This is a genomic window from Streptomyces sp. NPDC005820 (assembly GCF_040630255.1).
Lineage (GTDB): Bacteria > Actinomycetota > Actinomycetes > Streptomycetales > Streptomycetaceae > Streptomyces.
In genome coordinates, this window is the sequence record NZ_JBEXXE010000032.1 from 115,433 (window position 1) to 135,185 (window position 19,753).

Here is a 19,753-nt window from a genome sequence, read left to right on the forward strand (position 1 = left end):
CTAGCCGATCCAGGTGTCGTGCAGTTGGATCCGGCTGGAGGCGTCGAAGTTCAGGTCGTGCACCTTCTTCGCCACGCCCAGCTGGGTCTGGAGCTCCACCACCGGCACGTAGTGGGCGTTCTGCACGATCAACTGCTGTGCCCGGGTGACCAGTTGACTGCGCTGGGCGGCGTCGACGGTCGCGGCCTGCTCGGACAGCGCGGTGTCGAGGGAACTGACGGGCAGGCGGTAGAAGTTGGCCAGCTTGGTGGAGAAGGAGCTGCGCAGGATGTCGGGGTCGGCGCGGGTCACGTTGCCCCACACCGCGTCGTAGTCACCCGACTGGAGGGTTGGGGCGAACTGTGTGATCTGGAGCTGCTTGAGGGTCACGTCGACACCGACGGCCTTGAGCTGCTGCTGGATCAGCTCCAGGGCGGGCTGGTTGGTGGCCGCGTTGGGGAGCCACTTGATGGTCAGGCTGAGCTTCTTGCCGTCCTTGGCGCGGATGCCGTCGCTTCCGGTCTTCCAGCCGGCCCCGTCCAGCAGGGACTTGGCCTTGGCGGCGTCGAAGGTCAGGCCGGAGGTGAGGTCGGTGTAGTCGGGTGTGGTGTGCGCGAGGACGCTGGTGGCCGGCTGCGTGCCGGTCGGGAAGACGGTGTCGGCGATCTGCTGCCGGTCAATGGCGTACAGGATCGCCTGGCGCACCTTGGCGCCCTTGAGTAGCGGCCGTGAGTTGTTGAGGCCGAGACCGAACACGACGCCGGGGTTGGCCCGTCGCTGGAGGGTGACTTGGCCGCCCTTGAGGGCCGCCTCGTTGGCCTTGCCGACGCTGGAGACGGCGTCGACCTGGCCAGACTGCAGGCTGCCGGCCCGCACACCCGCCTCCGGCACGACCTTGAACACCAGCTTGTCCAGGTACGCCTCGCCCTCCTTGCTCCACCGCGAGGAACCCCACGCGTATCCCGCACGCTTGGCCAGGGTGATCGACTGGTTCTGCACGTACTGCTTCAGCACGAAGGGCCCGGACCCGATCACCCCGTCACTGCACTTCTGCTGCGGGGTCTTCTTCACGCTCGCCGACGACTCGATCCCCAGCGAGTGGGTCGAAGTGGCCTGCAGAAACTGGGCGTTGGGCTGGCTGAAGGTCACCTTGACGGTGAGCGGGTCGACCACCGTGGTGCTCTTGACGCCGCTCAGATAGCCCTCGGCGAGCGTCCCCAGGGCGCCGAGCTTCGGCACCGCGTCGAAGTTGTCCTTGACCACCTGCGCGGTCAGTTTCGAGCCGTCGCTGAAGGTGACGCCCGAGCGTAGATGGAAGGTGAACGCCGTGGCATCGGAGCTGATGTCCCAGCTCTTCGCCAGCCACGGCACTATCTTGCCGGTCCTCGGGTCCTGGTCCGTCAGGGAGTCCACGAGCTGGCGCACCGAGTAGATGGTCTCGTTGCTGGCGACCTGCTGCGGATCCACGCAGCCGGCGTCCGAACCCACCGCGAAGGTCAGGGTGCCGCCGGACTTGGGCTGCCCGGTTCCGCTGCCCGTGTCGCCGCCGCCCGATCCGCAGGCGGTCAGCAGGGCGCTGGTGGTTACAAGGGCGGTCAGCGCCGCCCACCGAGAGGTTCTGACATGGGGAAGTGCGATCACGGAGGGCTTCTCCTACTCGTGTCACCAGGCACGGCGCTGGTACGGGACATGGCCGTGCGTGGGCGTGCGGCCCCGATCGGCGTGATGCCGACGTCGGGGGAGCGCTGTGCAGACAGGGATCAGGGAAAGGAGGGAGTCAGGGGCAGACGGAAGCGGCGAGGACTGCTTCGGGACTGCGACCAGCGGCGAAAAGGGCCGTCAGACCTGACAGAGACAGCTGGTCGAACGCTTGAGGTCGATGTGGCGCCGACGCGAGAGCCGGGAGAACACGGTGGCGCCGGCGTAGCGGGCGCTGAGGTCACCACCGTGCCGCATATCGGTCCTCCACCTGATCCGGCCCCGGTCACGGGGCCACGCGCTTGCGGAGATCGTCGGTGATCCCGCCGGGCTTTCACCTGGAGCACCCCACCGCGCGGGAGGGTTGCCGGTCAGCGAGCCAGGGCTTGACGCTGACACTCAATGCCGTTCGTGATCGTACGGAGCGGTCTTGTCGTACGTCAATGGCGCAAAAGGACGCCTCGTCAGGGGAGTCCGGGGCCAGCGTGCGTCCCGCTCAGGAGCCGCCGCGCTCGCGGGGGATCTTCTGACCGGCCTCGATCGCCACCGGCAGCCGGTTCTCGGCCGGAGGCAGCGGGCAGGTTGCCAGGTCCGTGTAGGCGCACGGTAGGTTCGCGGCGCGGTTGAAGTCCAGGACGACTGTACCGTCGGCGGCGGGTGGTTCGAGGGCCAGGGCCCGGTTGGCGGCGTAGGTGGTGACCCCGGAGGTCGCGTCGGTGAACAGCACCATCAGCCGGCCCGCACCGTGGCCGGGGAACGCGGTAAGCGACAGCGGGCGCCCGTCGAGCTCGAACTCGACCCTCCCCGGAGCGTCGTACACATGCTCAAGGCCCTCGACCGCGGCGCCCACGGTGGTCGGCCGCGGTGTATCGAAGGGGATGTACCGGCCAGTTACCGCCCAGCGCGGGTCGGGGGCGTAGGCGGGCGTGCCGGTGAAAGCCGTGCGCAGCGGCGCGTCCGGGTGCCGGGGGCGCACGATGTCCTGGCCGCCGCGCTTGGCGACCTCGATGACGGCGTCTCCCCAGACGGCGTCGACGCCGCCGCGCTCGGGAAGCACGCCGAAGCGGTGCTCGCCGCGCACCGGCGTCCCGTCGACGACCAGCTCCTCGCCCTCGTCGAGGTCTACGACGACGCCTTCGGGGCCGGTGTGCCACGAGCCGGGCGCGTCCGGGAAGCGCTGGGGCCGGTCGTCGAGCCAGTGCAGGCCGGTGATCGCCAGGAACCCGTGCGGGGCGGCGAGCCGGGCCTCCTGGGTGCGGTACCACTCCCGCCAGGTCTCGGTGAAGGCGTGGAGGTCTGTGGTGGTGGCCTCGGTGGTCATGGGGAATCTCCTTTGTGCGGGGAATGCCTTCGGGGACGGGGATGCAGGGGGGTGTCGAGTCGACGGGTGTACTCAGCCGGCCAGTTCGCCGAGGAGTCGCCAGGTCCGTCGACGATCGGCTTCTCCCGCGATCTCGGTGGCCGAGAACACGACCTCGGTGGCGCCGGCATCGCGGTAACGGCGTACCTCGGCCTCGACCGCCTTCTCGTCGCCGATCACGGCCAGGTCGGCGGCCCGCCGGCCGCCGGAGAGTTCGATGACCCGCGCGTAGGACTGGATCTGTTCGTAGAAGGCAAGGCTCTCAGTGGCCTTCGCCCGCACCGCGTCGACGTCGTCGGTGACCACGCCGGGCACCAGGGCCACGATCCTGGGCGCGGGGCGGCCTGCGGCCTCGGCCGCGGCGGTCAGCGTGGGCACGATGTGGTCCGCCAGGGCGCGCGGTCCCGCCAGATAGGGCAGGATCCCGTCCGCGAGTTCACCGCTTGCCCGCAGAGCCTGCGGCCCCATCGCGGCAACCAGCAGGGGCACACCGCTCTCGGCGCCCGGTACCCGCGCCGGGATCGGTGTGGTGGCGGTGAGCAGCTCGCCGTGGAAGTCGGCCGTGCCGGTCTCGGTCAACTGCCGTAGCGCGGTGAGGAATTCGCGCAGCCGGGCGATGGGGCGTTCGAAAGGCAGGCCGAAGCCGGTCTCCGTCAGCAGTTTCGTGCCCAGCGCCAGACCGAGGTGATAACGGCCGTGGGTCGCGGCCTGGGCGGTCTGGGCCTGGCTGGAGACGAGCAGCGGGTGGCGGCCGAAGACGGGGATCGCGGAGGTGCCGACCTGCAGTCCGGGCACTTCGCGCCCGACGATCGCCGCGAGCTGGGGTGAGTCCGCGCCGAAGGTCTGCCCGAACCAGGCCGACGTAACACCGAACTCTGCGGCCTCCTGGGCCAGTTGGACAGTGGCGTCGACCTGGTTCGGCGCGTCGGACGCGTTGAGCGCTACTCCAACAGTCATGTCAGTTCAGAACGGGCGTCGGCCGGACCGGCATTCCGGTCCGTGTGTGACAGCTTCTTGTCAGTCATGTGTACTCAGTCATGAGTGGAAGGGGCGGCCCGGGGGTTCAGCCCGCCTGTCGTCGGTCCGGTGCGGACCGGTGGGTGAGGGGTGCGCGCAGGCCGAGGTTCTCGCGCAGGGTGGTGCCGGTGTACTCGGTGCGGTAGATCCCGCGTTCCTGCAGTTCCGGGACGAGCAGGTCGACGATGTCGTCGAGGCCGTCAGGGATGAGGTACGGCGTGACGTTGAAGCCGTCGACCGCGCCGTGCCGTACGAAGTGGGCGAACTTGTCGGCCAGACCGGACGGAGTGCCGACGTGCCCGCGCTGCGGGCCGAGCGCGATGACGGTCTCGCGCAGCGACCAGCCGTGCGCCTCCGCCTTCGCCCGCCATTCGGCCACGACGGTGCGCGGGTCTGCGATGCGTCGGGCACCGAAGGAGCCGTCGTTCTCGCTGACGACCGGGTCCTCCTTCGGAAGCGGCCCGTCCGCGTCGCGGTCGGACAGGTCGATGCCCCACAACAGCCCGGCGATCCCCAAGGCCGTGGCCGGGGTGACCTGTTGGAGCCGGATCCAGTGCTTCTTCTCCTGGGCCTCCTCCTCGGTGGCGCCGAGGATGATCTCGGTGCCGGGCAGGATCCGCAGATCGTCGTCGGGGCGCCCGACCGCCCGAAGCCGGTGCCGGATGTCGTCGGCGAAGGCCATCGCGTCGTCGAAGTCGTTGCCGTGCGCAGAGAAGATGACGTCGGCGTTGCGGGCGGCGAAGTCGCGTCCCTCGCCGGAGTCACCGGCCTGGAAAATCACCGGGTGCCCCTGGGCGCTGCGCGGCAGGGTCGGAGCGAGGTCGACGTCGAACTGCGGTCCCCTGTGACGCACTTGGTGTACGGCACCGGGTGCCGACCAAACGGGCGCGCGGACGGAGTGGGCGACTGCCCCGTCCTCCCAGCCGTCCCACAGGGCGCGGGCCACGGTGAGGAACTCCTCGGCACGCCGGTAGCGGTCGGCGTGGTCGAGGTAGCCGCCGCGGCGGAAGTTCGCGCCGGTCCAGGCGTTGTCCGTGGTCACCACGTTCCAGCCGGCGCGGCCCTCGGAGAGCAGGTCGAGGCCGGAGAGGCGGCGGGCGAGGTCGGCCGGCTCGTTGAAGGTGGAGTTGGAGGTGGAGACCAGGCCGATACGGCGGGTGACCGCGGCCAGCGCGGCGAGCTGGGTGATGGCGTCAGGCCGTCCGGCCACGTCGAGATCGTGGATCCTGCCGTCGACCTCGCGCAGCCGCAGCCCCTCGCCGAGGAAGAACGCGTCGAACAGGCCGCGCTCGGCGGTCTGGGCGACCTGGCGGAACGAGGCCGGGTCGATCTGGGAGCCGCTGTCGGGGGCGGACCAGATGGTCCAGTGGTTGACGCCCTGGAAGAACACCCCGAAGTGGAGCTGGGCGTGCGGCCGGGGCACGTCGAGGGGATCGGTGCGGGTCATCGGGCGTCCTCCTGGGCGGCCACGGCAGCGGCGGCGAAGCGATTGGCAGGGCGCTCCAGACCCAGGGTCGAGCGCAGGGACGTACCGGGCAGCGGACGGGCGACGAGACGCCGCTCGGACAGGGCCGGCAAGACGAGGCGGGAGAGGACGGGCAGGTCCTCGTCCAACACCAGCGGGTGCAGCCGTACGCCGTCGACGTGAGGGCTCAACTCGCCGAGAAGAGAGACCAGTTGGTCTGCAGAACCGATGTGCCGGAGCCTTGCCCGGTCCCTCCACGGCGCGTGCCGTTCCAGGTCGGCGACGCGCTCGGCCGCCGTGCCCTGTGGGGTGTCCAGCGCCACCTCGACCTCGGCGAACACGCGCGGGGTACCGGCCCCGGCGGCGGCCGTTGCGACCGACGCGGGGTCGCGGCCCTCGACGAGAGCGACGTCGAGCTGTGCGGCCGGAACCCGGTCGGGCGGGCCCAGGACGACGAGCTGTCCCTGCGGCGGGCGCGGCACGATCGCCGGGCCCTTGACGGCATACGTGTCACCGGTGAAGTCGATGTAGTGGAGCCGTTCGCGGTCGAGGTAGCGGCTGGTGGCCACGGACCGGATGACCGCGTCGTCCTCCCACGAGTCCCACAGGGCACGGACCACCTCCACCCCGTCCCTCGACTCCCGGGCCCGCGCGTCGGCGTCGGCGACCAGCGGGCGCCCCCACGCGCGGGCTGTCTCGGGACGCTCCTCCTCCGTGACCACCCACCCGGTGCGACCGGCGGAGACGTGGTCCAGGGAAGCCAACTGGCTGGAGACATGGAAGGGTTCGGCATACGTCACCGGGACGACGGGTGCGATCCCGATGGTGCTCGTGGACGCCGCGACGAAGGCCGCCCGCTCGACCGCGCCGATGCGGCCGACCGGATCCGGTGCGGCGCCGGGCGGCAGCACGCCGTCGTCCAGGGTGATCAGGGTGAACCCGGCGTTCTCGGCGATGGCGGCGACCCGGGCCACGCGGCGCGGGGTGAGCAGCTGATCGGGGGAGTGGGCGGCGCGGCGCCAGGCCGCGGGGTGGGCGCCGTCGCCGTCGAGCTCGACGGCGAGATGCAGGGCGGGGCCGGACAATGGGTTCCTTCCGGGAAACACGACGACTCGCGGCCACAGGGCCACGACGAGACAGCCGGCGGGACTGGCCGGCAGGGGTCAGGCGTGTACGGAAGGACAGACGGCGGAGGAGGTGCGGCAGTAGTCGACGTGCCGCCGGGTGATCAGCCGCGCACCAGTGCACGCACCTTGCGGTGCCGCGCCCAGTACGTGCATCAGAGCCTCCACCTGTCAGCGACTTTCCCTTTCAACGTATGTCGTCCGCCCCTGTGAATGTCAAGGTCGACCCAGGGCGCAGCGGCATCTCACCCGCTGGGACCCATGGTGGACGCATCTTTGCGGGTGTGCTTTGATCCGGCCATGGAGACCACTGGCACGGCACACACGGTGCTGCTCGACCCGTTCTGGGTGAGCCGCCGCGCCGACCAGTTCGACCAGGTCTGTTGCTGATCGCCGTTCGACGGCTCGCGATCTCGTTCTTCTCTTTCTGCCTGCTGCCTTCTTTCGCCCTCAACCAGCCATTCCTCGGGCGTAGTTGTGAAGCGCGCGCGTCGGTCCTGCCGTGAAGGAATCTCCCATGGCCCAGTCCACAGCCCTGCCTGTCATCGACATCTCCCGCTTCCGGGCCCCGGACGCGGACCGTGACGCTTTCCTCGCCGAACTCCGCTCCGCCGCCCACGAGGTGGGCTTCTTCTACGTCACCGGGCACGGTGTGTCGGCGGCACTGCGGGAGGAGGTGTTGAGCGCGGCCCGCCGCTTCTTCGCCGCGCCGGAGGAGCAGCGGCTGGAGATCGGGAACCTCAACTCACCCCAGTTCCGCGGCTATACGCGCACCGGCACCGAATACACGGCGGGCAGCGCCGACTGGCGTGAGCAGATCGACATCGGCCCGGAGCGGGCGGCGCTCGAGACCGGCCCGGACGATCCCGACTACCTGCGCCTGATCGGCCCCAACCAATGGCCCTCCGCACTACCGGAGTTGCGGGACATCGTGGACGAGGGCTACTTCGACCAGTGGTTCGACGACGAGGCTGCCGTCCATGTGAAGATCGTGCACTATCCGCCGCGCGCCGCCGAGGACGCAGACCAGGGCGTGGGTGCGCACAAGGACTACGGCTATCTCGCGCTGTTGCAGCAGGACGAGGTCGGCGGGCTCCAGGTGCAGCACCAGGACGGCACATGGATCGACGCGGTGCCCGTACCCGGTGCGTTCGTGTTCAACATCGGTGAGATGCCGGAGATCGCGACCCAGGGCTATCTGAAGGCCACTCAGCACCGGGTGGTCAGTCCGCGACCGGGTGTTCACCGTTACTCGATTCCCTTCTTCCTAGGCCCGCGTCTCGACGCGGTCGTCAAGCCACTCCAGCTCCCAGCGGAGTTGGCGGCGCTGAGCCCTGGCGTGACCGACGATCCGGACAACCCGCTGCTCGCGGCCTTCGGGGAGAACGCGGTCGTCGGCTGGCTCCGCTCGCGCCCGCGGGTCGCCGAGCGCTGGTGGTCCGACGTCCTGGTGGTGGGGGAGAGAGGCCGAGAACGGATGAGCAACTGGGCCTTCGAGACCCGGCAGGTGCATGCTGGCGCCATCCCCGACCCCACGACCGGCGCCCGGGCGGTGCCGATCCACCAGGCCACCAGCTACGTCTTCCGGGACACCGCGCACGCCGCGGCGGCCTTCGCGCTGGAGGACCTGACCACCCACGCCTACACCCGGCTGTCGAACCCCACCACCGCCGTGGCCGAGGAGCGCATCGCCGCGCTGGCGATCACATCGTCGCTTCATCGTCCCTGTACGGCGGCACCCGCACCCTCTTGGAGCACACCTTCGCCGACTTCGGCATCGATGTCACCTTCGTCGACGACCCGGACGACCTGGGTGCCTGGTACACGTCCGTACGTCCCACCACGAAGGCGTTCTTCGGTGAGACCATCGGCAACCCACGCGGCAACATCCTCGACATCGAACCGGTGGCCCGCATCGCCCACGAGGTCGGCGTGCCGCTCGTCGTCGACAACACCGTGCTCACGCCCTACCTGCTGCGCCCGTTCGAGCACGGCGCCGACATCGTCGTGCACTCCACCACCAAGTTCCTGTCCGGCCACGGCACCGGTATCGGCGGGGTCGTCGTGGACAGCGGGCACTTCGACTTCGGTGCCGACCCCGATCGATGGCCGGGGCTGACCCGCCCCGATCCGACGTACAACGGCCTGTCCTTCTGGGACTCCTTCAGTGAAGGCCCGCGCCACCGCCGCACCCACACCCTCCACGACCCTGTCGCCCACAAGCGGCCAGAGGTCGGGCGCTGGGTCATCGAGGGCGAACCACCCGAACCCACCTGGTACTCCTGACCGCCCCCAGAGCGCCTTCCCGGCGGAGGCGCCCCCTCCCCCCGAAAGAGGACTCATGGCCACCGTCCTGTCCGTCTCCGGCAGCCCTTCCGCCTCCTCCCGCACCAACCGCCTGCTGCGCCACCTGGACCAGCGACTGACCGCTCAGGGGCACGACGTCGTTCCGCTCGACGTTCGCACCATCCCCGCCGAGGCCCTGCTCGGCGCGGACTTCCGGCATCCGGCGATCGTCAAGGCCGCCGAGCTGTTCGCGAGCGCCGACGGCGTCGTCGTGGGAACACCCGTCTACAAAGCGTCGTACTCCGGAGTCCTCAAGGCGCTCCTCGACTTGCTCCCGCAGTACGCACTCACCGGAAAGACGGTCCTCCCTCTCGCCACCGGCGGCTCCACCGCGCATGTCCTGGCCATCGACTACGCCCTGCGTCCGGTCCTCAACTCCATGGGTGCCGCGCACATCGTGCAGGGCTGGTTCACCCTCGACAAGGACATCACCGCCCACGACGACGGCTCGGTCACTGTCGCACCGGCCGCCGCCGAGGCCCTCACCCAGGTCGTCGACCAGTTCTCGTTGGCGCTGGGCCGTACCCCGCTCCTGGCCGCGGCGAGCTGAGGCCATGACCGCACACGTCATCGCCGACGACGCCGAGGCCGTCGCTGTCGCGTCCGCCCCGGCCGACGAAGTCCGGGCGGGCGCCTCGGCCCCGGCGCCGACGAACGTCCCCTGATCGCACCCCTGATCGGAGCCCCGAGTGTCCCTCACCTTCCACTGGTTCCTGCCGACCAACGGAGACAGCCGGCACGTCGTCGGCGGCGGCCACGGCACCCCCGCCACCGAGTCCGGGCGCGACCGGCCGCCGACGGTCGCCTACCTCGGCCAGATCGCCCGCGCCGCCGAGGACCTGGGCTTCGTCGGCGCGCTCACACCGACGGGAGCCTGGTGCGAGGACGCGTGGCTGACCACCGCGATGGTCAGCCAGCACACCGAGCGCCTGAAATTCCTCGTCGCCTTCCGGCCCGGCTTCGTCTCACCGACGCTCGCCGCGCAGATGGCCACCACCTTCCAGCGGCAGACCGGCGGCCGGCTTCTGCTCAACGTCGTCACCGGCGGCGAGAGCCATGAGCAGCGGGCCTACGGAGACTTTCTCGACAAGGACGCGCGTTACCGCCGTACCGGCGAATTCCTCGAGATCGTACGAGGGTTGTGGGAGGGCCGGACCGTCGGCCTGCGCGGCGAGCACCTCCATGTCGAGGACGCGAGGCTCGCACGGGTGCCCGACCCCGTCCCCGAGGTGTACTTCGGGGGCTCCTCGCCGATCGCGGGAGAGGTCGCCGCCCAGCATGTCGACGTCTATCTCACCTGGGGCGAGCCGCCCGCCGCCGTCGCGGAGAAGATCGCCTGGATACGAGGGTTGGCGGCCAAGAAGGGCCGTGGCGTCCGCTTCGGCATCCGCCTGCATGTCATTACCCGCGACACCTCCGAACAGGCCTGGGCCGAGGCGGACCGCCTCCTGGACGGCTTCGACCCCGAGGCGGTCGAGACCATCCAGGCGGGCCTGGCCCGCAGCGAGTCCGAGGGCCAGCAACGCATGCTCGCCCTGCACGGCGGCGGCAGCCGTGACCGCCTGGAGATCCACCCCAATCTGTGGGCGGGCATCGGCCTGGTGCGCGGTGGCGCGGGCACCGCCCTGGTCGGCAGCCACGACGAGGTCGCCGAGCGGATCAAGGAGTACCACGCTCTCGGCATCGACGAGTTCGTGCTCTCCGGCTATCCGCACCTGGAGGAGGCGTACTGGTTCGGCGAGGGCGTCCTGCCGAGACTTCAGGCCCAGGGCCTGTGGCAGCACCCACACGGACAACAGGCCGCGCCCTCGGCCCAAGTGCCCTTCGCCGGCGCCGGGGGCCCGCGATGACCACGTGATCGCGGCGGAGGTCGGAAGCGCCCATGTGATCGCTGACGACGACGAGGCGGTCGCCGACGCCGAGTTGGCCGCCAAGTCCGCCCGCGAGGCCGCGCAGCCGTGGCAGGCTCCTGGCCCGTCCGGCGGCGCCACGCTCCGGGAGCGCCTCCACGGCCCGGTCGGCAGTCCTCGGGGCCGGGACGACCGCCCGTCCGCCCGGCATCGCGAACTCGCCATCCGGGAGCGTGAATCAGCCGGAGCTCCTCCTCATCCCTAGTTTTCCTATCGAATTACTAGGAAAATGTTGACGGTGGTCGAAGAGGAGAGTGAGGATGATGAAGCCGACGCCTCACCGCGCACCGCTGCACTCCCACGCCGCCTCGCCGGGCACCGCGTCGTCCTCGGTCCCCTGAAGGAAGACGCCATGACCACAGCACTGAGGTGCAGTGACAGCCGCAGTCGTATGAAGCGGGTCCGGATATGACGGTGACGGCCGACGAGGTGACCGACGCGGGAGCCGGGCAGGTCGACTGGCTGCACATAGCCCGTGAGATGGCGGACGACCTCGCGACGGACGCGGTCGAGCGTGAACAGGCCGGCAAAGCACCGCTCGACGAGGTCGCCCGGCTGCGCGAGTCGGGGCTGCTGACATTGCCGGCACCGGCCGAGCAGGGGGGAGGAGGTGCGGACTGGCGTACGGTCTACGCGGTCGTCCGGACCGTCGCCGCGGCCGACGGGGCCATAGGCCACCTGCTGGGCCACCACTACTTCCTGTCCTTCAGCGCACGCTTCTTCGCCGGCCCTGCACGTGCCGCCCGTGTCGAGCGGGAGTCGACGGAGGGGCAGTGGTGCTGGGGAGGCGGTATCGCCTCACACGAACCGCCACTCATCCTGACCCCCAAGGCGAACGGCTATCTGCTGAACGGCTACCAGAGGTACGCCACGGGCGTCGGTATCGCCGACCGGCTGGTGGTCCGAGCCGCCAGGTACGGCACCGGCGAGCCGCTGGCCGTCCTCGTCGACCCCAACCACCCGGGTGTCGTGAGCGGCAGCAGCGGGGACACCTTCGGCCAGCGGCTGGCAGCCGGTGGCGCCGTGGAGTTCGACTCGGTGCCGATCGCGGCGGACGACGTGTTCGGCACGCTCTCGCCGGACGAGGGCGTCCTGTCCCCCTTCGCCTCTCTTGCCGTGCCGACCGTGCGACTGGTCTCCGCCCAGATCTGTCTCGGCATCGCCGAGGGACTGCTGGCCGAAGTCCACGAGCACGGAAGGGCCGTGCGGTCGCCCTGGCAGCCCTTCTCGCCCCAGCCCTGGCCGGGCAGCCCCCCGCAGGATCCGTACGCGCTGACCGTGTACGGCGAGCTCGCCGTCGTCGCACGTGCCGCGTCCGCTCTCGCCGACCAGGCGGTGGATGCCCTGTTGCGCGGCCTCGCGCAGGGCGACGATCTCGACGACGAGGAGTGCGCGAAGACCGCCGTCCTCGCGAGCGTGGCCGAGGCCGCGGCCTCCCGGGCCGTGCAGGAGATCACCACCCGTGCCCTGGACGTCGTCGGAGTCGACGCCGCTTCCACGCGGCACGGCTTCGACCGCTTCTGGCGCAACGCCCGGACCCACACCCTGCGCGAACCAGCCGCCCACAGACTGCGCGAGATCGGGGACTACTTCCTCAACGGTGCGCACCCGTCCTTCACCCTTCCTGCCTGACGGCGCAGCCGGTGACGGGCGGACACGGCAGTGATGGATAATCGCGGCATGCGGATCTCGGCGCGGGCGGACTATGCGGTGCGGGCGGCCCTGGAGCTGGCCGCGGCAGGGGACGAGGCCTCGCTCAAGGCCGAGGCGATCGCCGCGGCGCAGGGCATCCCGCACAAATTCCTGGAGGGCATCCTCGGCGACCTGCGCCGGGGCGGTCTCGTGGTCAGCCAGCGGGGCGGCAAGGGCGGCTACCGGCTCGCCCGCCCCGCGGACTCGATCGCCATCGCGGACGTCATCCGTGTGGCGGACGGCCCCCTGGTGTCGGTGCGGGGTATGCGCCCACCCGAACTCTCCTACTGCGGCCCTGCGGAGTCCCTGCTGCCGCTGTGGATCGCCGTACGTGCCAATGTTCGCAAGATTCTCGGCGAGGTGACCCTGGCCCACGTGGCCGCGGCCAAGCTGCCCGACGAGGTCCTGAGCCTCGCGGAGGACCCCGAGGCCTGGACGAATCCCTGACCGTGTCCTCCTGAAGGCATCCTTAAGCGAGTAACCAGCAGGCCGCGGCTGCGCAGCACCCACCGCTCCAGCGGACTGAAGATCAGCAGATCGATGGCGATGCCGACGAGCAGGATCAGGAAGATGGCCAGGAACACCTGCGGCATGCTGGAGTTGTTCCGCCCGTTCTCCAGCAACTGGCCCAGACCCACGCCCAGATCAGGCGAGGAAGCGATGATCTCGGCGGCCATCAGAGACCGCCACGAGAACGCCCAGCCCTGCTTCAGCCCTGCGAGATAGCCGGGGAGCGCCCCCGGCATCACGATGTGCCAGGCCCCGCGCAGGCCGGTCGCGCCCATCGTCCGGCCGGCCCGCAGGAACAGCGGCGGAATCTGGTCGATGCCCGCGACGAGGCCGTTGGCGATGGAAGGGACCGCGCCGAGAAGGATCACGGCGTACATCATCTTGTCGTTCAGGCCGAGCCAGATCACGGCGGGCGGCACCCAGGCCACGGACGGCAGCGACTGCAGGCCGGACAGGATGGGGCCGATGGCCGCCCGGACGAAGGCCACCCGGGCGACGAGCAGGCCGAGCGGCGTACCGATGGCGAGCGCCAGCAGGAAGCCGAGCAGACCGCGGGAGACCGATGTCCAGATGTAGTCGAGCAGGGTGCCCTGGACCCAGGCATCGCTTACCTCGCCCCACACATCGGAGGGCGCGGGCAGCTTGTAGTCGGGGGCGACGTTCGCCCACACCAGCAGTTGCCAGACGGCCGCTACCAGTGCCACGGCGGTGACGGGGGGCAGAACCTTGCGTATCAGGGTCTCGCGCAGCGGCGTGCGGCCGGACTGCACCGAGTCCAGGGCGTCGAGGCCGGCTTCCAGTCCCGCCAGACCGTAAGCGTCCCGGTTCTGCTCGGCCGTTGTGGAGCCGTCCTTCTCGGTGTCGACGCCGGTTTCAGTGCTGGCCATGGCGGCGGATCTCCCCACGCAGTTCTTCGGTGATCTCGACGGACAGCTCGGCGACCGCGCTGTCCTCGATGCGGCGTGGCTGCGGTATGCCGACGGTCCACTCCCGGGCGATGCGGCCCGGGCGGGAGGACAGCAGCACCACCCGCTGGGCCAGCCGGACCGCCTCGCGCACGTTGTGCGTCACGAACAGCACCGACAGTCCCGTCTCGCTCCAGATGCGGGTCAGCTCGTCGTGCAGTACGTCGCGGGTGATGGCGTCCAGCGCGGCGAACGGCTCGTCCATCAGCAGCAGCCGGCTGTCCTGGGCCAGCGCCCGGGCCAGAGCCACGCGCTGGCGCATACCGCCTGACAGCTCATGCACCCGCTTGCGGTGGGCGCCCTGCAGTCGTACGAGTTCCAGCAGCCGTTCCGCCTCCGCGCGGCGCTCCGGCTTCGCGACTCCGCGTAGCTTCAGGGCGAGTTCGATGTTCTTGCCCGCGGTCAGCCATGGGAAGAGGGCGTGCTCCTGGAACATCAGGGCGGGCCGTCCGTCCGTGGCGATCGTGCCCGTGGACGGCTGGTCCAGTGCCGCGACCAGGTTGAGCAGCGTGGACTTGCCGCAGCCGGAGGCTCCCAGGAGGGTGACGAACTCGCCCGGTGCGACGTCGAGCGTGATGTCGTCCAGCACGAGCTGCCGTCCGCCGGGCGTGCCCGGTGCGGGGAAGGACTTCGAGACGTGCTCGATACGGGCGGCGTACGTCACCGCCGTGGCGTCCTCGGCAGCCTTGGCAATCGTGGTGGCCATGGTCGTCACCTCCTGGGGACTCATCGGGTCCGGTTCCTGGTTACTCGGCGCCGAGACCGGCGTCGTCGACCTCGCTCTTGCCTTCGGCCTTGAGGACCTTGTTGAGGAGCGTGAGGTCGTAGATGCCCTTCAGATCGGGCTTCTCCAGCAGACCGGCCTTGACCGCGTGCTCCGCCTCGGTGTTGAGAGTGGAGGCCAGCGGGTCGTCGGTGAACTGGATGGACTTCCAGGCCGGGTCGATGACCTCGGCGGGAAGCGCCTTGCCCGACAGCTTTTCCAGCGCCTTGTTGGCGGAGACCTTCGCCTCGTCCGGGTTGGCGTTGATCCACGCGTTGGTCTTCACCGATCCCCGCAGCACGGCCTCGACGACGTCCGGGTGCTCCTTGAGGAACTTCTGCGACACGATGATGTTCGTGATCACGAACTTCTTGTCGGGCCACAGCGTCGACTCGTCGAGCAGTACCTTGCCGCCCTCGGCGACCAGCTTGGACGCGGTCGGCTCCGGCACCCAGGCGCCGTCGATGGAGCCGGACTTGTAGGCATCCGGGGTGATCTTGTTGTCCGTGCGGACGACGGAGACGTCGCCCGCACCGCTCTGCGCGTCGACCTTCCAGCCCTGGTCCGCGATCCAGTTGAGGAACGCGACGTCCTGGGTGTTGCCGAGCTGCGGGGTGGCGATCTTCTTGCCCTTGACGTCGTCCAGGGTCTTGATCTTCTTCGGGTTGACGACGAGCTTCACACCGCCGGAGGCGGAACCCCCGATGATGCGCAGGTTCTTGCCGTTCGACTTGGTGTAGCCGTTGATGGAGGGGGAGGGGCCGATCCAGCCGATGTCGATGGAGCCGGCGTTCAGCGCCTCGATCTCGGAGGGGCCGGCGTTGAAGGTCGATGCCTTGATCGTGGTGCCGCCGAGCTCCTTCTGGAACAGGCCCTCCTGGACGCCCACCAGAGCGGTGCCGTGCGTGAGGTTGGGGAAGTAGCCGATCTTCACTTCGTCGACGGAGAGCTTCTTGGCACCCGCCGCGGCCGCCGGCGTCTGCTTGCCGTCATCGGTGGACTCGGAGCCGTAGCCGCATGCGGTGAGCAGGAGGGGGAGCGCGGCTATGACGGCGATGGTACGCAGGGTGGTGAGCGGTCTTGCGGCAGACACGGAGGTGTCCTCTCAGGGAAGGAGGGGTGATCAAAGAGGTGTGGGACGGCACGCTGAGGTCTCAGACCGGCCGACAGATGGCGCTGGACGTACGGCCGAAGTCGATGTGACGACGCGAGGTCAGCACGGGCAGCACCCGGTCTGGGTAGCTGAGCGCTCCCACGGCCACCCCCCTGATCCCTAGTTTTCCTACCTGGCTGCTAGGGATCGTGACAGAAGGCGGCACCCACCCCAAGAGGGAGTTCGCATGATGGACGTGATCATCTCAATACTCGGGATCGATGCCGATTGGTCCAGCGTGTGAGCGGTTTTCCCGGACGAGGGGATCGCCAACGCCGCTGCCTGCAGGCCCACACGTCCGCCGAGCGCGGTGGAAACCGATCGGCGACCCGCTCAAGTGCCTCCCGTGCGGCGGGCTCCACGACGACCCCGCGTCCTCCCGCACATCGGCACCGGGCGCAGTCCGTGGTCGATCGCCGGGACGCGTGCCGTGTTCCCACGGGTGGCACGGTCTTGCCGTCCGGCGCGCGCTACGGCAGCAGATCGGGCAACGCCTTCAGCTGCCCGGAGTGCGCGGTCTTGTGGACCGGGATGCCTGCGCGCGTTGGACATGTTCGAGTGGTGGCTCGGCGCGGCATCCGGACGGTGCCGGTGCACGGTGTCCTTGACCTGGACGGCATCGCCTGCCGGCACCCCGCCCGCTGGCCTGGATGACGTACCACTGACTGGTTGTCCCGATTGTGGAACCGCCCCGGGCGGGGCGGCATGGGGACGGGCACGCACTTGTACCCCGCGCGCCGCACGGTGACGATCCGCTGCCGGTGTGCCGAGCCCAGCTTTCGGCGCAGACGTGCGACGTGCACGTCGACGGTGCCTCGTCCGTGCCCCATTTGCGTGTGACCCCACACGTGCTCGATCAACTGTTCGCGTGTGTGGACTCGGTGCGGATGAGCCAAAAGCAGGGCCGGCCGGACGAACTCTCGGTATGTGGTACGGATCGAGTTGCCGATCAGGACCGACTGGTCCGGCGTGCGCGTCGGGAGCGGTGCGGCGTCGGGGGGGGTGCCCCTATGACTTTGGTCAAGGGAAACGGGGGTGCGTTGGGTCGGGGAGCCGGGCAGCATGGCGGGGTGGCTGATCTGCTGTGGGATGACGTGAGTTCCTTCTTCGACCCGGACTTGATGGGGTCGTTGCCGGACATGCGTGTCCCGGACGCCTCGGTGCAGGACTGGCAGACGGTCCTCGATCTTGTCGCGGAGAAGGGCTGGAAGTGCCAGTACTCCCAGGGAGAGACGGTGCTTCCGGTGCCCCGGGCGGAGGCCGTGCTGGGCCGCCCGGCGGACGCCGAGTGCCCGAACCTGCGGGTCTGGCCGACTGCCGATGTGCTGGCGATCTTCCGGTTCTATGCCGACGACGAAGTCGACTTTGACGTCGACCTGCGGGAGTTGCAGGGCCAGGATCGGCTTGATGTGTTCTGCGGCTTCCTGCGAGAGATCGGAAGGCGGCTGAACAAGCCCGTGCTGATGGACCCGGAAGGCCACTATGGCCATCCAGTGCTCGGCTTTGATGTCGAGGCCGATCGAGTCGTTCTCCTCGCAGACCCGTAGGTCAGGCAGCTGAGGCAGACGGCTGCGGTTCGTAGAAGGTTCCGTCGCGGAGCATTGCGAAGAGGACGTCGGCTCTGCGTCTGGCGAGGCAGAGCAGGGCTTGGGTGTGGTGCTTGCCCTGGGCGATTTTCTTGTCGTAGTAGGCCCGGGAGGCCGGGTCGCCGAGGGCGGCGAACGCGGAGAGGAAGAAGGCCCGTTTGAGCTGCTTGTTTCCTCTCCTGGAGGGCTGTTCTCCGCGGATCGAGGACCCGGAACTGCGGGTTGCGGGGGCGAGTCCGGCGTAGGCGGCGAGGTGGCCGGCGGTCGGGAAGGTGCTGCCGTCGCCGACCTCGATCAGGATGCGGGCTCCGGTCCTGACGCCGACTCCCGGCATCGACATCAGGACCTTCGAAAGAGGGTGAGCCTCCAGCAGTTCCTCGATCCGCCCGGCCAGCAGCCTGCGCTGGTCGAGGACTGCTGTGAGAGAGGCGGCGAGGCTCGGGACGATCAGCGCGGCCGCTTCGGTTCCCGGGACCGTCACGGTCTGCTCGTCCAGCGCGGCGAAGATCTCATCGACAAGCCGTTCGGCCATCCGCGGGGCCTGCGGCCGCAGCAGGGTGACCAGCCGTCGGCGGCCGGCCTTGCGGATCTGAGCCGGGGACCCGAACCGTTGCAGCAGTGTGAGGACGGCCGGGTGCTGCAACCGCGGTCCCAGGACCCGTTCCAGCGAGGGATGGATCTGGGTCAGCAGGCCGTGCAGCCGGTTGGCGACCCGGGTGGCTTCGCCGGCCAGGTCGTCGTCGAAGCCCGCGATCATCTCCAGTTCGGCGATCGTCTCGTCCTCACTGTCGATCACCCGCAGCGTGTGCGGCATCGCGCGGGCGGCGTCGGCGATGATGAACGCGTCCTTCGCGTCGGTCTTGGCCTCGCCCGGGTAGAGGTCGGCGATCCGCCGCATCGTCAGCCCGGGCAGGTAGGCGACCGGGCAGCCCGTGTCCCGCGCGACCGCCAGCGGCAGAGCTCCGATCGAGGCCGGCTGGTTGACGATGACCAGCACCGTTCCGTGCTTGGCCTGGAGTTTCGCGAACAGCTCGCGGAGCTTGGGCTCGGTGTTGGGCAGGCGTTTGTCGAAGGCCTTCTTCCCTGCCGGGGTGATGGCGGTGGCGTGGTGTTCGCCCTTGCCGACGTCCAGGCCGAGGAAGACGTCGATGTCGCCGGTGTCGATCACGTGCAGGCCCCTCCATCACGCTTTCGTCCGGCCCTGGCAGGGCACCGAGCTGCCACATCCACGTTACGGAGAGCTCTTCCGGCTCGGGTGAAGCCGGTGCTCAAGCCCCTCATCAGCGGTCCGTCGATGCCTTCGGACCCGGTGACACCACCCCCCGGATCATCGACAACAGGAGGGGGAAGTCATGCCGGACCCGAAGGCCGGAGGCCCCATTGCGGAGCCACGAAGACGGTAACGGGGGGGGGGCGACCGCGTGGATCTGTGGCCGCGGTCCCGTGCCGGCGAAGAGCGCGGCAGGGGCGACCCCCTTGGGAAGCATGGCTGAACCGGTCGGACCATACAGCCAGTCAGGGGATCGGCCGATCGTGCATGGGTGGGAGGAGCTGGCTCGGTTGGGGATTGCGCGAATCCGCAGTGGGGGTTCGCGGCGGAACGGCGTCGAACCTTGACGCTGAAATGACGCTCGTGAGGTTCATCTGACGCTCGTTCCGATGGCGGTCAGGCAGCTGTTTTGGCAGCTCAAAGCATCTTCGGGCCGGCCAGAATCGGTAACACGTCGAGGACCGCTCGACGCTCGCGGCGCCCCAGCAGTAAGTCCCAGGAGGCCTGTGCGGTGTGGGCCGGAGGTGATCCCTGCGAAGCGGCGCCCGCCGACCGCGGTCAGCCGTCCGTCCCCGCCGAGACTTCGAGGCCGTACGGCGAGCGAAAGCTCCCGAGTTGGTCGAACGGCTCCTCACCGAAGGACACGTCCGGTTGGCCCGCATCCCGATACCCGGAGCGAGAGGCCAAAGCGGACGCGTCAGCGGTTCGGGTCCCCAAGCGGCTGGCGGTCTTTGATCCCGTTGTAGCTGCGCTCAGGGAGATGGCCTGCGACAGCAAGCGCACTCAAGCGACGAGCCGATGATGACGAGTCACCCCGCTGAGAGGTCGTTCTCTTTCCGAACCTCGTGTGTGGATTCCGCTGGTCAGACATGAGATCGCTGCTGTCGCGGAAGTCTCGGCTCGTTGCCGGTCGGG

The 19,753-nt window shown here is 69.5% G+C and carries 15 protein-coding genes, 4 pseudogenes and 1 riboswitch; of the genes and pseudogenes, 8 read left to right on the top strand and 11 right to left on the bottom strand.

Annotated elements, in window-relative coordinates; all coding sequences use genetic code 11:
* The 6 genes from ABZ464_RS33920 to ABZ464_RS33945 all read right to left on the bottom strand — a co-directional run bounded on the left by ABZ464_RS33920 (position 1) and on the right by ABZ464_RS33945 (position 6,604).
* Positions 1 to 1,620 carry an ABC transporter substrate-binding protein gene (locus tag ABZ464_RS33920; RefSeq protein ID WP_359283461.1) on the bottom strand — a complete coding sequence of 540 codons (1,620 nt, stop codon included), beginning with the start codon at positions 1,618 to 1,620 and terminating at the stop codon, positions 1 to 3.
* Positions 1,621 to 1,818: 198 nt separating this feature from the next.
* On the bottom strand, positions 1,819 to 1,935 hold the full coding sequence (locus tag ABZ464_RS33925; RefSeq protein ID WP_359283463.1) for a putative leader peptide: 117 nt from the start codon (positions 1,933 to 1,935) through the stop codon (positions 1,819 to 1,821).
* A 35-nt stretch (positions 1,936 to 1,970) separates the two neighbouring features.
* Positions 1,971 to 2,084, bottom strand: a riboswitch (SAM riboswitch).
* Positions 2,085 to 2,173: 89 nt separating this feature from the next.
* Positions 2,174 to 2,998 (bottom strand): DUF1684 domain-containing protein, encoded by an 825-nt coding sequence (locus tag ABZ464_RS33930; protein ID WP_359283466.1) that lies wholly within the window; start codon positions 2,996 to 2,998, stop codon positions 2,174 to 2,176.
* 72 nt (positions 2,999 to 3,070) lie between these two features.
* Positions 3,071 to 3,994 (bottom strand): LLM class F420-dependent oxidoreductase, encoded by a 924-nt coding sequence (locus ABZ464_RS33935; RefSeq protein ID WP_359283467.1) that lies wholly within the window; start codon positions 3,992 to 3,994, stop codon positions 3,071 to 3,073.
* Between the two features lie 106 nt (positions 3,995 to 4,100).
* Positions 4,101 to 5,501, bottom strand: a complete 1,401-nt coding sequence (locus tag ABZ464_RS33940; RefSeq protein WP_359283470.1) for an NtaA/DmoA family FMN-dependent monooxygenase — start codon at positions 5,499 to 5,501, stop codon at positions 4,101 to 4,103.
* Positions 5,498 to 6,604, bottom strand: a complete 1,107-nt coding sequence (locus tag ABZ464_RS33945) for an LLM class flavin-dependent oxidoreductase (protein WP_359283472.1) — start codon at positions 6,602 to 6,604, stop codon at positions 5,498 to 5,500. Before ABZ464_RS33945 ends, ABZ464_RS33940 begins: the two co-directional genes overlap by 4 nt.
* Positions 6,605 to 7,160: 556 nt before the next feature.
* Between ABZ464_RS33945 and ABZ464_RS33950 the strand changes: the two are divergent.
* The 7 genes and pseudogenes from ABZ464_RS33950 to ABZ464_RS33980 all read left to right on the top strand — a co-directional run.
* Positions 7,161 to 8,093 (top strand): annotated as a pseudogene (locus ABZ464_RS33950) (2-oxoglutarate and iron-dependent oxygenase domain-containing protein); the annotation flags it as partial.
* Between the two features lie 27 nt (positions 8,094 to 8,120).
* Positions 8,121 to 8,800: pseudogene (locus tag ABZ464_RS33955) on the top strand (PLP-dependent transferase); the annotation flags it as partial.
* A 184-nt stretch (positions 8,801 to 8,984) separates the two neighbouring features.
* Positions 8,985 to 9,539 carry an NADPH-dependent FMN reductase gene (gene ssuE, locus ABZ464_RS33960; RefSeq protein WP_359283475.1) on the top strand — a complete coding sequence of 185 codons (555 nt, stop codon included), beginning with the start codon at positions 8,985 to 8,987 and terminating at the stop codon, positions 9,537 to 9,539.
* A 139-nt stretch (positions 9,540 to 9,678) separates the two neighbouring features.
* Entirely contained in the window at positions 9,679 to 10,839 is a 1,161-nt protein-coding gene (locus ABZ464_RS33965; RefSeq protein WP_359283478.1) for an LLM class flavin-dependent oxidoreductase, read from the top strand.
* 4 nt (positions 10,840 to 10,843) lie between these two features.
* A complete protein-coding gene (locus tag ABZ464_RS33970) occupies positions 10,844 to 11,104 on the top strand; it encodes a hypothetical protein (protein ID WP_359283481.1) in 261 nt (86 codons plus the stop codon).
* 203 nt (positions 11,105 to 11,307) lie between these two features.
* The gene (locus ABZ464_RS33975) at positions 11,308 to 12,531 is read left to right on the top strand and encodes an acyl-CoA dehydrogenase family protein (RefSeq protein ID WP_359283483.1); all 1,224 of its coding nucleotides are present in this window, start codon (positions 11,308 to 11,310) and stop codon (positions 12,529 to 12,531) included.
* 48 nt (positions 12,532 to 12,579) lie between these two features.
* A complete protein-coding gene (locus ABZ464_RS33980; protein WP_359283485.1) occupies positions 12,580 to 13,038 on the top strand; it encodes an Rrf2 family transcriptional regulator in 459 nt (152 codons plus the stop codon).
* A gap of 32 nt (positions 13,039 to 13,070) precedes the next feature.
* On the opposite strand, the pseudogene ABZ464_RS33985 reads toward ABZ464_RS33980, so the two are convergent.
* The 4 genes and pseudogenes from ABZ464_RS33985 to ABZ464_RS34000 form a co-directional block, all read right to left on the bottom strand.
* Positions 13,071 to 13,988 (bottom strand): annotated as a pseudogene (locus tag ABZ464_RS33985) (ABC transporter permease); the annotation flags it as partial.
* Positions 13,975 to 14,772, bottom strand: coding sequence for an ABC transporter ATP-binding protein (locus tag ABZ464_RS33990; RefSeq protein ID WP_359283487.1), 798 nt, complete (start codon positions 14,770 to 14,772; stop codon positions 13,975 to 13,977). The gene ABZ464_RS33990 and the pseudogene ABZ464_RS33985, both read right to left, overlap by 14 nt.
* A gap of 40 nt (positions 14,773 to 14,812) precedes the next feature.
* The gene (locus ABZ464_RS33995) at positions 14,813 to 15,922 is read right to left on the bottom strand and encodes an aliphatic sulfonate ABC transporter substrate-binding protein (protein WP_359283490.1); all 1,110 of its coding nucleotides are present in this window, start codon (positions 15,920 to 15,922) and stop codon (positions 14,813 to 14,815) included.
* Between the two features lie 773 nt (positions 15,923 to 16,695).
* Positions 16,696 to 16,911: pseudogene (locus ABZ464_RS34000) on the bottom strand (winged helix-turn-helix domain-containing protein); the annotation flags it as partial.
* Between the two features lie 141 nt (positions 16,912 to 17,052).
* On the opposite strand from ABZ464_RS34000, the gene ABZ464_RS34005 reads away from it, so the two are divergent.
* Positions 17,053 to 17,529 carry a hypothetical protein gene (locus ABZ464_RS34005; RefSeq protein ID WP_359283492.1) on the top strand — a complete coding sequence of 159 codons (477 nt, stop codon included), beginning with the start codon at positions 17,053 to 17,055 and terminating at the stop codon, positions 17,527 to 17,529.
* Position 17,530: 1 nt separating this feature from the next.
* Here ABZ464_RS34005 and ABZ464_RS34010 read toward each other — a convergent pair whose 3' ends face one another.
* Positions 17,531 to 18,733 (bottom strand): IS110 family transposase, encoded by a 1,203-nt coding sequence (locus tag ABZ464_RS34010; protein ID WP_359283503.1) that lies wholly within the window; start codon positions 18,731 to 18,733, stop codon positions 17,531 to 17,533.
* Positions 18,734 to 19,753: the final 1,020 nt, after the last annotated feature.

Bases quoted from the DNA above. Each gene is read 5' to 3' on its own strand.
- ssuE (WP_359283475.1), top strand. From the start codon at position 8,985: ATGGCCACCGTCCTGTCCGTCTCCGGCAGCCCTTCCGCCTCCTCCCGC.
- ABZ464_RS33990 (WP_359283487.1), bottom strand. From the start codon at position 14,772: ATGGCCACCACGATTGCCAAGGCTGCCGAGGACGCCACGGCGGTGACG.
- ABZ464_RS33940 (WP_359283470.1), bottom strand. From the start codon at position 5,501: ATGACCCGCACCGATCCCCTCGACGTGCCCCGGCCGCACGCCCAGCTC.
- ABZ464_RS33980 (WP_359283485.1), top strand. From the start codon at position 12,580: ATGCGGATCTCGGCGCGGGCGGACTATGCGGTGCGGGCGGCCCTGGAG.
- ABZ464_RS33935 (WP_359283467.1), bottom strand. From the start codon at position 3,994: ATGACTGTTGGAGTAGCGCTCAACGCGTCCGACGCGCCGAACCAGGTC.
- ABZ464_RS33930 (WP_359283466.1), bottom strand. From the start codon at position 2,998: ATGACCACCGAGGCCACCACCACAGACCTCCACGCCTTCACCGAGACC.
- ABZ464_RS33925 (WP_359283463.1), bottom strand. From the start codon at position 1,935: ATGCGGCACGGTGGTGACCTCAGCGCCCGCTACGCCGGCGCCACCGTG.
- ABZ464_RS33975 (WP_359283483.1), top strand. From the start codon at position 11,308: ATGACGGTGACGGCCGACGAGGTGACCGACGCGGGAGCCGGGCAGGTC.